The organism is Paraburkholderia sp. Ac-20342 (assembly GCF_017104985.1).
Taxonomy (GTDB): domain Bacteria; phylum Pseudomonadota; class Gammaproteobacteria; order Burkholderiales; family Burkholderiaceae; genus Paraburkholderia.
On the sequence record NZ_JAAGPQ010000051.1, the window covers coordinates 1 to 13512 of the forward strand.

Annotated in this window: 18 protein-coding genes and 1 pseudogene; 14 read left to right on the forward strand and 5 right to left on the reverse strand. The window is 63.5% G+C overall.

The window, feature by feature from the left end; translation table 11 throughout:
• The 9 genes and pseudogenes from G3N58_RS20750 to G3N58_RS20790 all read left to right on the forward strand — a co-directional run.
• On the forward strand, window positions 1–918 hold a 918-nt coding region (locus G3N58_RS20750; protein WP_206000071.1), incomplete at its 5' end, for a TraB/GumN family protein.
• A 317-nt stretch (window positions 919–1235) separates the two neighbouring features.
• Window positions 1236–1715, forward strand: a complete 480-nt coding sequence (locus G3N58_RS20755; protein WP_206000072.1) for a type VI secretion system tube protein Hcp — start codon at window positions 1236–1238, stop codon at window positions 1713–1715.
• A gap of 1 nt (window position 1716) precedes the next feature.
• Window positions 1717–2199 (forward strand): annotated as a pseudogene (locus G3N58_RS20760) (DUF2778 domain-containing protein).
• Window positions 2196–2474, forward strand: coding sequence for a hypothetical protein (locus G3N58_RS20765; protein WP_205990912.1), 279 nt, complete (start codon window positions 2196–2198; stop codon window positions 2472–2474). Before G3N58_RS20760 ends, G3N58_RS20765 begins: the two are co-directional and overlap by 4 nt.
• 21 nt (window positions 2475–2495) lie before the next feature.
• On the forward strand, window positions 2496–2792 hold the full coding sequence (locus G3N58_RS20770; RefSeq protein ID WP_206000073.1) for a hypothetical protein: 297 nt from the start codon (window positions 2496–2498) through the stop codon (window positions 2790–2792).
• A gap of 39 nt (window positions 2793–2831) precedes the next feature.
• Window positions 2832–3110, forward strand: a complete 279-nt coding sequence (locus tag G3N58_RS20775; RefSeq protein ID WP_167284435.1) for a hypothetical protein — start codon at window positions 2832–2834, stop codon at window positions 3108–3110.
• A 21-nt stretch (window positions 3111–3131) separates the two neighbouring features.
• Window positions 3132–3428: a hypothetical protein gene (locus tag G3N58_RS20780; RefSeq protein ID WP_205990911.1), complete on the forward strand. Its 297-nt coding sequence runs from the start codon at window positions 3132–3134 to the stop codon at window positions 3426–3428.
• Between the two features lie 39 nt (window positions 3429–3467).
• A complete protein-coding gene (locus tag G3N58_RS20785; RefSeq protein WP_206000074.1) occupies window positions 3468–3746 on the forward strand; it encodes a hypothetical protein in 279 nt (92 codons plus the stop codon).
• 39 nt (window positions 3747–3785) lie between these two features.
• Window positions 3786–4064: a hypothetical protein gene (locus G3N58_RS20790; protein WP_167047469.1), complete on the forward strand. Its 279-nt coding sequence runs from the start codon at window positions 3786–3788 to the stop codon at window positions 4062–4064.
• Window positions 4065–4221: 157 nt separating this feature from the next.
• Here the strand turns inward: G3N58_RS20790 and pxpA are convergent, their stop codons facing one another.
• The 3 genes from pxpA to pxpB are packed head-to-tail and all read right to left on the reverse strand — an operon-like array spanning window position 4222 to window position 6700.
• Window positions 4222–4974, reverse strand: a complete 753-nt coding sequence (pxpA, locus tag G3N58_RS20795) for a 5-oxoprolinase subunit PxpA (protein WP_167047472.1) — start codon at window positions 4972–4974, stop codon at window positions 4222–4224.
• A 41-nt stretch (window positions 4975–5015) separates the two neighbouring features.
• Complete coding sequence (locus G3N58_RS20800) at window positions 5016–6050, reverse strand: biotin-dependent carboxyltransferase family protein (RefSeq protein WP_167047475.1); 1035 nt, start codon at window positions 6048–6050, stop codon at window positions 5016–5018.
• Entirely contained in the window at window positions 6047–6700 is a 654-nt protein-coding gene (pxpB, locus tag G3N58_RS20805) for a 5-oxoprolinase subunit PxpB (RefSeq protein WP_206000076.1), read from the reverse strand. The genes G3N58_RS20800 and pxpB overlap by 4 nt, the downstream gene beginning before the upstream one ends.
• Window positions 6701–6942: 242 nt before the next feature.
• Here pxpB and G3N58_RS20810 point away from each other — a divergent pair, with 242 nt between their 5' ends.
• Complete coding sequence (locus G3N58_RS20810) at window positions 6943–7455, forward strand: winged helix DNA-binding protein (RefSeq protein ID WP_167047481.1); 513 nt, start codon at window positions 6943–6945, stop codon at window positions 7453–7455.
• A 65-nt stretch (window positions 7456–7520) separates the two neighbouring features.
• Here the strand turns inward: G3N58_RS20810 and G3N58_RS20815 are convergent, their stop codons facing one another.
• On the reverse strand, window positions 7521–8063 hold the full coding sequence (locus tag G3N58_RS20815) for a 5-formyltetrahydrofolate cyclo-ligase (protein ID WP_241016551.1): 543 nt from the start codon (window positions 8061–8063) through the stop codon (window positions 7521–7523).
• A gap of 77 nt (window positions 8064–8140) precedes the next feature.
• Here G3N58_RS20815 and G3N58_RS20820 point away from each other — a divergent pair, with 77 nt between their 5' ends.
• From G3N58_RS20820 to G3N58_RS20835, 4 genes are all read left to right on the forward strand, one after another.
• Window positions 8141–10108: a lytic transglycosylase domain-containing protein gene (locus tag G3N58_RS20820; RefSeq protein WP_167047484.1), complete on the forward strand. Its 1968-nt coding sequence runs from the start codon at window positions 8141–8143 to the stop codon at window positions 10106–10108.
• Between the two features lie 81 nt (window positions 10109–10189).
• Window positions 10190–11143, forward strand: coding sequence for a complex I NDUFA9 subunit family protein (locus G3N58_RS20825; RefSeq protein WP_206000077.1), 954 nt, complete (start codon window positions 10190–10192; stop codon window positions 11141–11143).
• Window positions 11144–11185: 42 nt separating this feature from the next.
• Entirely contained in the window at window positions 11186–11839 is a 654-nt protein-coding gene (locus G3N58_RS20830; RefSeq protein ID WP_167047490.1) for a glutathione S-transferase family protein, read from the forward strand.
• Window positions 11836–13068, forward strand: a complete 1233-nt coding sequence (locus tag G3N58_RS20835) for a multifunctional CCA addition/repair protein (RefSeq protein ID WP_167284441.1) — start codon at window positions 11836–11838, stop codon at window positions 13066–13068. The genes G3N58_RS20830 and G3N58_RS20835 overlap by 4 nt, the downstream gene beginning before the upstream one ends.
• A gap of 235 nt (window positions 13069–13303) precedes the next feature.
• On the opposite strand, the gene G3N58_RS20840 is transcribed toward G3N58_RS20835, so the two are convergent.
• Entirely contained in the window at window positions 13304–13498 is a 195-nt protein-coding gene (locus tag G3N58_RS20840; protein ID WP_167047497.1) for a DUF2905 domain-containing protein, read from the reverse strand.
• Window positions 13499–13512: the final 14 nt, after the last annotated feature.

Consider the following 13512-nt stretch of genomic DNA (forward strand, 5'->3'; position numbering starts at 1 on the left):
GCGGTGCCGGCCTCGCCACCGCCGCCTTCCGTTGCGCCGCCCGCGGCACCCGGCACCACGGCGAGCGGGCCGGTGCGCGTGCAGCCCGCGCGCATGCCGTTCTATGTCGCGACGCGCGGCACCACCACGATCTACGTGCTCGGCACGCTACACGTCGGCGATCCGGTCGACTATCCCGTGGGGCAGCCGTTCCGCGCGCCGATCCTCGCCGCGCTCGCCGCCTCGCCGACGCTCGCGCTCGAACTGTCGCCCGACGAACTGCTCGTCTCGCAGGACGACGTGTCGAAGTACGGTGTGTGCAAGCGCGACTGCCTGCCGGGCCTGTTGCCCGAGCCGCTGTGGCACAAGCTCGCGCTGCGCCTGCGCGGCAACCCGGCCGCGCTCGATGCGATCAAGAAGATGCGGCCGTGGCTCGCCTCGCTCGTGGTCGAAACCTATGACTCGCTCTCCGCGGGATTGCAGACCGAGTACGGCACCGAAGCGCAATTGCAGAACGTGTATCTGAAGACGCGCGGCAAGATCATCGGACTCGAAACGCTGCAGCAGCAGATGCGCGCGTTCACCGGTTTGTCGGCCGCGCAGCAGCGCGAAATGCTCGCGCAGGACCTCGTGCAGACGCCGGCTCAAAACGTCGCGGACGTGCGCGCGCTGCATCGGCTGTGGCAGGTCGGCGATGCCGATGCGATCGCCGCGTGGCAGGCCGCGAAATCGGAGAAACTCGCGCGCGACAAGCGCGTGTCCAACTCGATCGACAACCGGATCGTCTACGAGCGCAACCGCCGCTTCGTCACGCGGATGCTGCAAATCGCCGCGCCGAACAAGCCGCTGTTCGTCGCGATCGGCGCGCTGCATCTCGGCGGACCGAAAGGCGTGCTGCAACTGTTGCGGCAGCATGGGTTCGTGGTCGAGCCGGGTTGAGCGGCGAGCACCGCTTCTTCGGCGAGCTCCGGTGTGCGGCTGCGTGCATCGTGCATATCGCCAAACGCATCTTCAATGCTGAACACTTCCTACCTTGCTCATGCCCTTGAGCAAAAGCCGGAGTAAAGGCTCCTTCGGCTGCGATTGCAATGCTTCCATTACCCTTTGTAACGTTTTATCCGATTACTCAGGATAGCTAGCGGCCCTCGACATAATTCTCAGAAAATTCCTATGTTTTTCGCGTCCTGATTTCGATACCTTCGCCAGGCAATATTTCTTAATCGATTAGCACGATTTGGCACGAAGGAGATTCACGGATGGCGCAGGACATTTTCATCAAGATCGACGGTATCGAAGGCGAATCGCAGGACGCGGCGCATCTCAATGAAATCGACGTAATCGGATGGCGCTGGCAGGTGACGCAGCAATCGGCAATGCACGCTGGTTCAGGCGGCGGTGTTGCAAAAGCCACGGTTTCCGACCTCGAATTTACTCATCTGCTGGACCGGGCAAGTCCGAACTTGGCGAGCTACTGCTTTTCCGGCAAGCGTATTCGCGAAGCCAGGCTCACCGTGCGACGGGCCGGTGGCGCTCCTCACGAGTACGCAAGAATCACGATGTACGACGTGCTCGTTTCTCATGTCGAGCCCGTGGGTGGCGGTCACGGTTCTCACGAACAGGTGCACCTCTCGTTCGCAAAAATGAAGCATGAGTACATCTTGCAGAACGACCGGGGCGGCAGCGGCGGCACGGTCACCGCGCTGATCGACATCCGGGCGAACAGACAGGAACAGTGAAATGCCGGTGTCCTGTACTTTCACATTGAATCGACGCCCTATGTCGGTGCTGGTTTGTCCGGGGTTTGGGAGTGTTGAGGCGTTTTCGGGGAACACCCGCTATATTGATGATCCGGATTTTACGAACGTTGCAAAAGCAGGTGCTATTCCCAAAGGTGGGTATTACATCGTCGATAGGGAAAGTGGTGGGCATCTCGGCTGGCTCGTAGATGCAGTGAAGGATTTTGTAGCGGACACACGTCGCGCGGAATAGTTTGCTCTATATCGCGATGATGGAACCATCGACGATTGGACATTCGTAGACGGTGTTCGACGTAGTAGCTTTCGCTTACATCCGGTTGGACGATACGGGTCGAGCGACGGTTGCATCACGCTTCCATCCCGAGAACAGTTCAACGCGCTTCGCTCATATCTGAAAGCACAGCCACCCGCCTTCGTGCCTGGAACGGTGACCCGATGCTACGGCATGGTCGAGGTGCAATGAAAAGGGCGCTGATTTCTGTCGCTCTCTCATTGATGATGACACTGCCCGTCGCCGCCGGGATTGCACGCTTACCGGGCGTGTATGAATGGTTGGACAGCGGCGCGGGCTATGACTTCTTTGAGCCAGTTTTCATCGCACTCGGTTCGAGCACCGGCGAATACGATACGGACGTCATTGTTGCAATGCTTCTTGTTGCCGGTTTTTTCCTGTCGCTGGCGCTAATCATTGCGTGCTGGGCGATCGTCAGTCATTTACACCGTGCGTACCGCCGTTGAAGCGTTCACGCACGTCTAACCATGAGATTCAACAAAGCAATGAAAAAAACGCTTATTTGCATCGCGCTCGCACTGGTGATGACACTGCCTGTTATGGTCGGGCTTGCACATTTACCAGGTGTGTTCGAATGGATAGACAGCGGTATGGGCCATGACCTTTTTGAATATCTTTTCATAGCGCTGGACGCCCAAGGCTGCGAAGAAACCGCGGACGTCATCGCCGTAACGATGCTCATTGTCAGCTTCTTTCTGTCACTGGCATTAGTCGTTGCGACTTGGGCAATAGTTGGCCGTTGGCGTCGTATGCACCGCCGTTGAAGCGCTCACGAACGTATAACAAGGAGATTCAAGTAGGTAATGAAGAAGACGCTTATTTGCATCACACTCGCGCTGGTGATGACACTACCCGTTGCAATCGGGATCATACGCATCCCGGGAATGGATGAATGGTTTTCGAGTGGTGCTGACTACGACTTCTTTGAACCACTTTTCAAAGCACTAGGTTCGGATGGCAACGAAAGCAACTCGGATATCGTTTTCGCAACGATGCTCATTACCAGTTTCTTCCTGTCGCTGGCGCTAATCATTGCGTGCTGGGCGATTGTCAGCCATTTACACCGTGCGTACCGCCGTTGAAGCGTTCACGCACGTCTAACCATGAGATTCAACAAAACAATGAAAAAGACGCTTATCTGCTTCGTGCTCGCACTGGTGATGACACTACCCGTCACGGCCGGGCTTGCGCGCTTCCCGGGTATTGATGAATGGATAAGCAACGGTACGGGCCATGAACTTTTTGAACATCTTTTCATCGCGCTGGATGCCCGCGGCTGGGAAGAAACCGAGGACGTTATCGTCGTCACGATGCTCATTGTCAGCTTCTTTCTGTCACTGGCATTAGTCGTTGCAACTTGGGCGATAGTTGGCCGTTGGCGTCGTATGCACCGCCGTTGAAGCGCTCACGAACGTATAACAAGGAGATTCAAGTAGGTAATGAAGAAGACGCTTATTTGCATCACACTCGCGCTGGTGATGACACTGCCAGTCGGAGTCGGGATTGCATACATCCCGGGTGTTGCTGAATGGTTTGCGAGCGGGTCAGGCTATGAATTCTTCACCCCGCTTTTTAAAGCACTGGACTCTCACGGCAGCGAAACCAACTCCGACATCATCTTCGGCACGTTGTACACCGTCAGTTTTATTCTCTCGCTGATGTTAGTGGCCATCCTTCTGGCAATCGTCAACCGTTGGCGTCGCACGCACCGCTATTGAAGCGCTCACAAACGTATAACAAGGCGAGTCAGGAAGATAATGAAGAAGACGCTTATTTGCATCACGTTCGCACTGGTGATGACATTACCAGTCGGAGCCGGGATTCTGTGCATCCCCGCTGTTAATGAATGGCTGGACACCGGCTCAGGCTACGAGTTCTTCACCCCGCTTTTCAAAGCACTGGACTCTCACGGCAGCGAAACCAATTCCGACATCATCTTTGGCACGTTGTACACCGTCAGTTTTATTCTCTCGCTGATGCTAGCCGCTGCCCTTCTGACGATCATCAGCCACTGGCGCCGCACACACCGCCACTAGACCTCGGGCTCACCGCACGCACCGCAACGGCCACCATCACATCGCACCACACGATCCAGCGCCTCGCCTCAAAACGGAGCGCCGGATCCATCACACACGTTCGATAGCCAGCCGCAGCCCGCTTCACCAAATACACCAAACCCGCCAGCCGCGCGACTCAAACGCGCGCAGCACCCGCAGCATGAACCTCGATACCCGCGGCAGCGAGCGCATCGCGAATGCGCCGCGCAAAAGCCAGCGCGTGCGGGCCGTCGCCGTGCAGGCAGATGGTCTGCGCGTTGAGCGGCACCCAGCGGCCATCGACAGCCTTCACGCGTTGCTCGCGGATCATCGTGAGCGTGCGCGCGAGCACTTCGTTTTCATCGTCGAGCAGCGCGCCCGGCTCCTTGCGCGGCACGAGCGAACCATCGGCGCGATAGCCGCGATCGGCGAACACTTCCTCGATCGCGATGAGGCCCACGTCGCGCGCGGCGTTCACGAGCCTGCTGTTGGCAAGCGCGAACACCGCGACCGACGGATCGAAGTCGTGCACCGCCGAGACGATCGCGTCGGCGATCCCGGCATCGCGCGCAGCCTGGTTGTACAGCGCGCCGTGCGGCTTCACGTGCGCGATACGGCCGCCCTCGGCCTGCGCGATCGCGGACAGCGCGCCGAGCTGATACAGCACGCCCGCGTAGATGTCGTTGGCCGGCAAATCCATTTCCTTGCGGCCGAAATTCTCGGGATCGTTGAAGCTCGGATGCGCACCGATCGACACGCCTTTGCGCACGGCCCAGCGCACGCAGTCGCGCATGGCGTTGGGGCCGCCGGCGTGCCAGCCGCATGCGATGTTGGCGGAGCTGACGAGATCGAGCAACGCCTCGTCGGTTCCGCAGCCCTCGCCGAGGTCGGCATTCAGATCGATTTCCATGGGGTTCCTCTCTCTCTTTAGTGTTATAGCGTTGCGGTCGCCTACTGGCGCGCGCAACGTTCTTCATGCATCGCGATCGCGGCGTCGATCTGCCGCAGATACGCGCGTTCTTCCTGCAAAGCCTGGCGCGCCTCGTGGGGCGTCGTCGGGATGAAACGGATCGCCGCGTTCAGGCGCACCTGCGCGAGCTTCCACAGATCGGCCTGGATCACCGCGCCGATCTTCGGATAGCCGCCGGTGGTTTGCGCGTCGCTCATCAGCACGATCGGCTGACCGTTCGGCGGCACCTGGACCGTGCCCGGCAGCACCGCGTGCGACAGCAGATCGGTCTTGTGCGTGCGTTCGAGCTGAGTGCCGGCGAGCCGGTAGCCCATGCGGTTGCTGTTCGGCGTGACGAGCCACTCGTCGGACCAGAACGACTGTTGCGCGGCGTCGGTGAAGCTGTCGTATTCGGGGCCGCGCAGCACGCGGATCGGCACGGCCCACGGCACGCCCGACGGATGCCGGCCGCGCCGCAACGGCTCGTGGACCAGCACGAACTTGCACCATGCGGGCGCCTTGACGCCGAACTCGGGCGCCTCGGGCGAGAAGCTCGCGCGAGCGCGTGGCGGCGTCGCGCCGACCGGCAGACGGTCGCCGTCGACGAGCGCCCGCCCGCCGAGTCCGCCGAAATGGCCAGCGAGATCGGTGCTGCGCGAGCCGAGCATCGGCAGCACGTCGATGCCGCCCGCGATGCACACGTAGCCGCGCATGCCGCGCTTCGCCGCGTTCAGCACGAGTTCCTGGCCGGCCTGCACGGGCAGGCTCCACCAGGAGTAGACCGGCTTGCCGTCGAGCGTTGCACCGAATTCGGTGCCGGTGATCGCGACGCGCGTCGCGCGCAGAAAGCGCAGCACGGTCGGGCCGAAGGTGATTTCGAGGCCGGCCGCGTCGGGCCGGTTGCCGACCAGCCGGTTGCCGACTTCGAGCGCGAGCCGGTCGAGCGCCCCGCCCATCGCGACGCCGAGATGGCGGTGGCCGTGGCGGCCGAGGTCCTGAATCGTGGTCAGAAGACCCGCGCGGATCACGTCGATCATGCGTGCATCCCCGCGATCGTGAAGCGCACCCGGTCGCCCGGTTGCAGCAGCGTGGGCGGACGGCGCGCCGGGTCGAACAGCGGCACCTCGGTGCGGCCGATCAGCTGCCAGCCGCCCGGCGACACGGCCGGATAAATGCCGGTCTGCTCGCCGCCGATGCCGACCGAGCCGACCGGCACCTCGAACCGCGGCGACGCGCGGCGCGGCGTGTGCAGCGCGGCGTCGAGCCCGCCCATATACGCGAAGCCCGGCTGGAAGCCGATGAAGAAGACCACATAACAGCCGCCCGCATGACGCTCGACGACCTCGCGCGCGGTCAGCCCCGTGTGTTCCGCGACCGCTTGCAGGTCGGGGCCGAACTTGCCGCCGTACTGCACCGGAATCTCGACGTCGCGGCCGGGCGCGTCGGTTGCGCTCGCCGCGCTCCAGGCCGCGAGCAGTTGTTCGGCGAGCGCGCCGGCATCGGCTTCGAGCGGGTCGAACACGAGCGTCAGATTGTTCATGCCGGGCACGACTTCGAGCACGTGGGCCCAGTCGCGCGCGGCAATCGCCGTGGCCCACACGCGCTGCTGGCATTCCAGCGTGGCGGGCGGCGGCGCTTCGCAGACGAGCGCGGCATCGCCGAGAGGAAAAATTCGTGGTTGGCTCATGGCTTGACGGTCTGGGTCGAGTCGAAAGAGGCGGCGGACAGCGCGGCGGCAGTCACGACGATTCCCGCGATTACCGTAATTATTGCGACGAAGCGTGAGGCATACATTAGCGGCAATGCGTGAGACATATATTATCAATAAATTATCAACGTTTTACTAATAACAATTTTCTCCAGGCTCGCTGGAAACGTCCGCTCGTCGTACACTTTCGACACTTTCCACCCCATTTCCGAGAGCCTCGCATGGCGCGTCATCCCACCAAGATCGTTTCGTCGGAGCATCTCGTCTCCGAGACCAGCGCGGAACTGTCCGAGCTCGAATACGCGCTGATCATGGCGGGCAACGCGTTCAACCGCTGGATGGTGCGTTGCATGTCGGCGGCCGGCGACAAGGACATGACCGCGATCGAGGTATCGCTGCTGCATCATGTAAGCCATCGCGAACGCCGCAAGAAACTGGCGGACATCTGCTTCGTGCTGAACATCGAGGACACGCACGTCGCCACTTACGCGCTCAAGAAGCTCGTAGCTAGAGGGTATGTAAAAAGCGAAAAGACCGGCAAGGAAGTGTTCTTCTCGGCGACCGAGGCGGGACGTGAACTGTGTCTGAAGTATCGCGAGGTGCGCGAGAACTGCCTGATTTCGACGCTCAAGGAAAGCGGCCTGACCAACCAGCAGATCGGCGAGGCCGCGCACCTGATGCGCAATGCGTCGGGGTTGTACGACACGGCGGCGCGCGCGGCGGCTTCGCTATAAGAACCGAATCAAGGAAGGATAACGGCGGCATACCGCGCGAGCGTGCGCGCTTGCGCTTTACCTTCTCAAACCGGCAAGCCCGGATGAAACCCCGCCTCGGTCACGATCAGATCGAGCGGAATATCGTGGGCTTCGCGCTCCAGTGCCTGCGTGCGGCACGCTTCATAGGCGATACCCACGGTGATCGGCTTCTGCGCCGCCGGCCAGCCGGCCAGCGTGCGGTCGTAATAGCCGCCGCCATAGCCGAGCCGGAAGCCGTCGTCGTCGAAACCGACGCATGGCACGAACAGCAGCTCGGGCAATACGATGCGCTCCGAAGTGGGCTCCGTGATCCGGTGATGGCCGATTCGCATCGGCATGTCGGGCGTCCATGCGTGAAATTCGAGCGGCGCGCCACGTTCTGTAACGATCGGCAAACTGGCCTCATGCCGCGCGCTGGCCGCGAGCCAGATCGCGATTGCGCCGCGCGCGTCGAACTCGCCCGCGAGCGGCCAGTAGAACCCCACGCCATGCACCGCGAAGTGCTTCAGCGCGTCGAGCACGCGGCGCCCGAGCGCGGCATTGTTGGCCGGCTCGGAAGCCGCTTGCAGACGGGCTTCCAGTAGCATCCGGCGCAGCGCCTTTTTCGCTGACGGGACAGGGTTGCATGCTATGCTTGGGTCCAATTTGCGCTCCAGAAACAACGATGTCAAAAAGCCTCTTTCGAGTATATCGCGCGGTTGGCATGGCGCTCGCCGCGGCGGCGCTCGTCGCGTGCAGCACGGCTTCCGCCGTCAGACCGATTCCGATCACCCAGCTCACGAACGACGACCAGATCTTCGTGCAGCTTCGCGAAGCCGCCCGCACCAACGATGCCGGACGCGCGGCCCAGCTCGCGAGCATGATCCCGAATTACCCGGCGCCGTCGTATGTGGAGTACTTCCAGATCAAGCCGCAGCTGTTCGACTCGAGCGGCCATGCGCGCGTCGATGCGCCCGACGCGCCAGTGCTCGCGTTCCTGCAGAAGTACGACGGCCAGGCAATTGCCGACCGTCTGCGCAACGACTACCTGAACGTGCTCGGCACACGCCACGACTGGCGCAACTTCGACCAGCAGTACGCGAAGTTCGTGCTCGACGACGACACCCAGGTGAAGTGCTACGCGCTCGAATCGCGCGCCTCGCGCGGCGAAAACGTCGCCGATGCGGCGCGCGCGCTGCTCGTCGATCCGAAATGGTACGGCGACGGCTGCGTCGATCTCATCACGGTGCTCGGCGCGAACCGCCAGTTCAGCAGCAACGACGTCTGGCAGCAGATTCGCCTCGCCTACGAGCAGAACTACACGAGCACCGGCAGCAAGCTCGTCGACGCGCTCGCCGACCAGGCGCCCGATCCGGTGCAGTTCAGCCAGGCGGTCAATACGCCGCCGCTGTTGCTTGCGCGCGGCGTCGGCGCCGATCCGCAGGCGCATCAGCTGGCGCTGCTCGCGATCACGCGCATGGCGCGCAACGATCCGGCGATGGCGGCGGCCACGTTCGCGTCGGTCGCGCCGTCGCTGAATTCGCCCGAGCGCGCGATCGGCTGGGGCACGATCGGCTATCAGGGCGCGCTCAAGCAGATGCCCGGCGCGGTCGACTGGTTCCGGCTCTCGGCCAACGCGCCGCTGTCGAATCCCGCGTATGAATGGCGCACGCGCAGCGCGCTGCTCGCCGGCGACTGGAACATGGTGCGCTGGTCGATCGAACAGATGCCCGAGTCGCTGCGCAAGCAGCCGTCGTGGGTGTACTGGCATGCGCGCGCGCTGAAGCAGGCCGGCGACACGGCCACGGCCAGCCAGGAATTCCAGTCGATCTCGTCGAACTTCAACTTCTACGGCCAGCTCGCGCTCGAAGAACTCGGCCAGAAGATCACCGTGCCGCCGAAGACCACGGTCACCGACGCCGAAGTGCAGCAGGCCGGCAACACGCCGGGCTTCGACCTCGCGCAGCGCTTCTATGCGCTGAATCTGCGGCTCGAAGGCAATCGCGAATGGAACTGGCCGCTGCGCAACATGACCGACCGGCAACTGCTCGCCGCCGCCGAGTACGCGCGCCGCATCCAGCTGTACGACCGCACCGTCAACACCGCGGACCGCACGAAGAGCGAGCACGATTTCTCGCTGCGCTATCTGTCGCCGTTCCGCGATATCGTCGAACAGGACGCGCAGTCGAGCGGGCTCGACATCGAATGGGCGTACGGGCTGATCCGCCAGGAGTCGCGCTTCATCATCAATGCGCGTTCGGAAGTCGGCGCGGGCGGTCTGATGCAGTTGATGCCGGCTACCGCGCAACTGGTCGCGAAGAAGATCGGTCTCGGCCCGGTGTCGCGCGAGCAGATGAACGACATCAACACCAACATCCTGCTCGGCACGAACTACCTGGCGATGATCTACAATCAATTCGACGGGTCCGCCGTGCTGGCTACCGCCGGCTACAACGCAGGTCCGGGCCGTCCGCGCAACTGGCGGCAGTCGCTGCAGCGCCCGGTCGAAGGCGCGATCTTCGCCGAGGCGATTCCGTTCCAGGAAACCCGCGACTACGTCAAGAATGTGCTGTCCAACACGGTCTACTACGCGGCATTGTTCGAAGGCCGTCCGCAATCGCTGAAGGCGCGCCTGGGTTACATCGCACCGTAAGCGCCACGCCGCCGCGACCTCGCTCCGGGGTTGCGGCGCGCCTCGCCAGCCGTTGCCGCGGCTTCCAGCTGGGAGTCGAAAATGCGACATCAAGCCATTGCGATCATCGGCGGCTCCGGGTTTATCGGCAGCCAGCTCGTCAACGCGCTCGTCGAGATGGGCAAGGACGTGCGCATCGCCACACGGCGGCGCTACAACGCGCGCCATCTCACCATGCTGCCGATCGACGTGATCGAAACCGACGTGTTCGATCCGGTCCAGCTTGCGCGTTTCGTCGAGGGCGCCGACTGCGCGATCAACCTCATCGGCGTGCTGCACGGCAAACGCGGCAAACCCTATGGTGCCGAGTTCGCGCACGCGCATGTCGATCTGCCGACGCGCATCGTCGCCGCCTGCGAAGGCAAGGGCGTGCATCGGCTGATTCATCTGAGCGCGCTCGGCGCCAATCCGAACGGCCCGAGCATGTACTCGCGCTCGAAGGGCGACGGCGAGAAGGCCGTGCATGCGGCGAACGTCGCGTGGACGATTTTTCGGCCATCGGTCGTGTTCGGTCCCGGCGACCAGTTCCTCAACAAGTTCGCGTTCCTGCAACGCGTGTTCCCGGTGATTCCGCTCGCGATGCCCGATGCGCAATTCCAGCCGGTCTATGTCGGCGACGTGGCGAAGGCGATCGTCAACGTGCTCGATCTCGACGCCGCCGGCGGCCGCACCTACGAACTCGGCGGCCCGACCGTCTATACGCTCGAAGACCTCGTCGCGTATTGCGGCGACGTGATCGGCAAGCATGCGCGCATCATCCGGCTGCCCGAAACGCTTGCGCGTTTGCAGGCGCTGAGCTTCGAAATGGCGCCCGGCGAACCGGCGATTTCGCGCGACAATCTCGATTCGATGAAGGTCGACAACGTGCTGAGCGGACCGCTCGCGCCCGAACTCGGGCTCGAACCGACCAGCATCGAGGCGATCGTGCCGACGTATCTGAGCGGCTCGGCCACGCGCTCGCGTCTCGATGACTTCCGCGCGAACGCCGGACGCTGAAGCCTTGCCTATTTCCTTTCTCACTCTTCTTTCCTGCCAGGCATGAAACTTCTCATTGGCGACAAAAACTACTCGTCATGGTCGATGCGTCCATGGCTGCTGCTGAAGCATTTCGGCATTCCGTTCGATGAGGCCTTGATCCTGCTGAACGAGCCGGACACGAACGCGAAGGTGCTCGCTCAGGCGCCGCGCGGACCCGGCAAGGTGCCCTGCCTGATCGACGACGCGGGGCAGGCCGTGTGGGATTCGCTCGCGATCGCCGAAACGCTCGCCGAGCGTTTCCCGCAGCATGCGCTGTGGCCGCGCGACGCGGCGGCGCGCGCACACGCGCGCAGCGTCAGCGCCGAGATGCATTCGGGCTTCGGCGAACTGCGCTCGAACATGTGGATGAACATTCGCGCGTCGTTCCCGGGCAAGAACGCGAAGCCCGGCGTGCTCGCCGATATCGCGCGTATCGAGGCGCTCTGGGGCGATTGCCTGCAACGCTATGGCGGCCCGTTCCTGTTCGGCGAGTTCGGCATTGCCGATGCGATGTACGCGCCGGTCGCGATGCGCTTCAACACATGGCAGCCGGCGTTGTCGGCTGCGGCCGCGGCCTATGTCGAGCGAGTCACCGCGCTGCCCGCGGTCGCTGCGTGGATCGAGGCCGCGCACGGCGAAACGCACGCGATTCCCTATCAAGACGAATGCCCATGAATATCTATGCAGTAGGCGGTGCGATCCGCGACGAACTGCTCGGCGTGCCGGTGCAGGATCGCGATTACGTGGTGGTGGGCGCGACGCCCGAGCAGATGGTGGCGCAGGGTTATCGTCCGGTCGGCAAGGACTTCCCGGTGTTCCTGCATCCGCAGACGCACGAGGAGTACGCGCTCGCGCGCACCGAGCGCAAGACGGCGGCCGGCTATCATGGCTTCCAGTTTTTCTACGCACCCGACGTCACGCTCGAAGAGGACCTCGCGCGGCGCGATCTGACGATCAACGCGATGGCGCGCGAGGTGCGTCCGGACGGCGAGCTGAGCGGGCCGGTCGTCGATCCGTTCAATGGCCAGGCCGATCTTCAGGCGCGGCTTTTTCGCCACGTCAGCGCCGCGTTCCTCGAAGACCCGGTGCGGATTCTGCGCATCGCGCGGTTCGCGGCGCGTTTCGTCGATTTCACCGTCGCGCCCGAAACGAGGGCGCTGATGCGCGCGATGGTCGCGGAAGGCGAGGCCGACGCGCTGGTGGCCGAGCGTGTGTGGCAGGAGGTGTCGCGCGGGCTGATGGAGAAGAAGCCGTCGCGGATGTTTGCGGTGCTGCGCGAGTGCGGCGCGCTCGCGCGGATTTTGCCCGAGATCGACGCGCTGTTCGGCGTGCCGCAACGCGCCGACTATCACCCCGAGGTCGATACGGGCGTCCACGTGATGATGGTGCTCGACCATGCCGCGCAGCAGGGTTATGCGCTGCCGGTGCGCTTTGCGGCGCTCACGCACGATCTCGGCAAGGCGACCACGCCCGAGGACGTGCTGCCGCGCCACATCGGCCATGAGGGCCGCAGCGTCGATCTGCTCAAGCCGCTGTGCGAGCGGCTGCGCGTGCCGAACGAGTGCCGCGACCTCGCGCTGCTGGTGGCGCGCGAGCACGGCAATATTCATCGCGTGATGGAAATGGGCGCGGCCGCGCTCGTGCGGCTTTTCGAGCGCAGCGACGCGATCCGAAAGCCGGCGCGCTTCGCCGAGGCGTTGCAGGCGTGCGAGTCCGACGCGCGCGGGCGGCTTGGCTTCGAGACGCGCGATTATCCGCAGGCGGAGCGGCTCAGGGTGGCGCTCGTCGCCGCGCGCGGCGTCGATGCGGGAGCGGTCGCGAAGCGTTTCGCCGATGCGCCGGCCGGTATCAAGGACGCCGTGCATCAGGAGCGCATTCGGGCGGTGGAAGCGGCGATTGCTTAGGGGGTGTTGGCGGGCCGTAGCGGTGCGGGTGGATTGGCCGCCGTCGCTGAGGTGAGTGCCCACTGTCAAATCCGCAGGCCGTGCGGCTTGTGCGTGCTGCCGTGCAATGGAAGCGGTGTCGGCTACAGGCTCTCGCGGGCGATGCGGCTGTACACGCGGTTTGGGCCGCTGTCGCCGCCGTCAGTCCCGGTCATCGCCATCAGGGCGGTGGCGAGCGCCGCGAAACCGCCAACGCCTACAACGCCCGCGCCAGCAGCGACAACAGCATCGACAGTACCAGCGTCGACATGAACGGAAACGGATACTCCCGGCCGAACAGCCGCAAGGTCACGTCGCCGGGCATCCGGCCGATGCCGAGCTTCCTGAGCCACGGCCAGCAGGACGACAGCACCGCGACGGCAATGAAGGTGGTCAGAAGCCAGCGGATCATCGCGAGTCCTCGAG

Bases quoted from the DNA above. Each gene is read 5' to 3' on its own strand.
- G3N58_RS20755 (WP_206000072.1), top strand. From the start codon at position 1,236: ATGGCGCAGGACATTTTCATCAAGATCGACGGTATCGAAGGCGAATCG.
- G3N58_RS20765 (WP_205990912.1), top strand. From the start codon at position 2,196: ATGAAAAGGGCGCTGATTTCTGTCGCTCTCTCATTGATGATGACACTG.
- G3N58_RS20770 (WP_206000073.1), top strand. From the start codon at position 2,496: ATGAGATTCAACAAAGCAATGAAAAAAACGCTTATTTGCATCGCGCTC.
- G3N58_RS20775 (WP_167284435.1), top strand. From the start codon at position 2,832: ATGAAGAAGACGCTTATTTGCATCACACTCGCGCTGGTGATGACACTA.
- G3N58_RS20780 (WP_205990911.1), top strand. From the start codon at position 3,132: ATGAGATTCAACAAAACAATGAAAAAGACGCTTATCTGCTTCGTGCTC.
- G3N58_RS20785 (WP_206000074.1), top strand. From the start codon at position 3,468: ATGAAGAAGACGCTTATTTGCATCACACTCGCGCTGGTGATGACACTG.
- G3N58_RS20790 (WP_167047469.1), top strand. From the start codon at position 3,786: ATGAAGAAGACGCTTATTTGCATCACGTTCGCACTGGTGATGACATTA.
- pxpA (WP_167047472.1), bottom strand. From the start codon at position 4,974: ATGGAAATCGATCTGAATGCCGACCTCGGCGAGGGCTGCGGAACCGAC.
- G3N58_RS20800 (WP_167047475.1), bottom strand. From the start codon at position 6,050: ATGATCGACGTGATCCGCGCGGGTCTTCTGACCACGATTCAGGACCTC.
- pxpB (WP_206000076.1), bottom strand. From the start codon at position 6,700: ATGAGCCAACCACGAATTTTTCCTCTCGGCGATGCCGCGCTCGTCTGC.
- G3N58_RS20810 (WP_167047481.1), top strand. From the start codon at position 6,943: ATGGCGCGTCATCCCACCAAGATCGTTTCGTCGGAGCATCTCGTCTCC.
- G3N58_RS20815 (WP_241016551.1), bottom strand. From the start codon at position 8,063: ATGCTACTGGAAGCCCGTCTGCAAGCGGCTTCCGAGCCGGCCAACAAT.
- G3N58_RS20820 (WP_167047484.1), top strand. From the start codon at position 8,141: ATGTCAAAAAGCCTCTTTCGAGTATATCGCGCGGTTGGCATGGCGCTC.
- G3N58_RS20825 (WP_206000077.1), top strand. From the start codon at position 10,190: ATGCGACATCAAGCCATTGCGATCATCGGCGGCTCCGGGTTTATCGGC.
- G3N58_RS20830 (WP_167047490.1), top strand. From the start codon at position 11,186: ATGAAACTTCTCATTGGCGACAAAAACTACTCGTCATGGTCGATGCGT.
- G3N58_RS20835 (WP_167284441.1), top strand. From the start codon at position 11,836: ATGAATATCTATGCAGTAGGCGGTGCGATCCGCGACGAACTGCTCGGC.
- G3N58_RS20840 (WP_167047497.1), bottom strand. From the start codon at position 13,498: ATGATCCGCTGGCTTCTGACCACCTTCATTGCCGTCGCGGTGCTGTCG.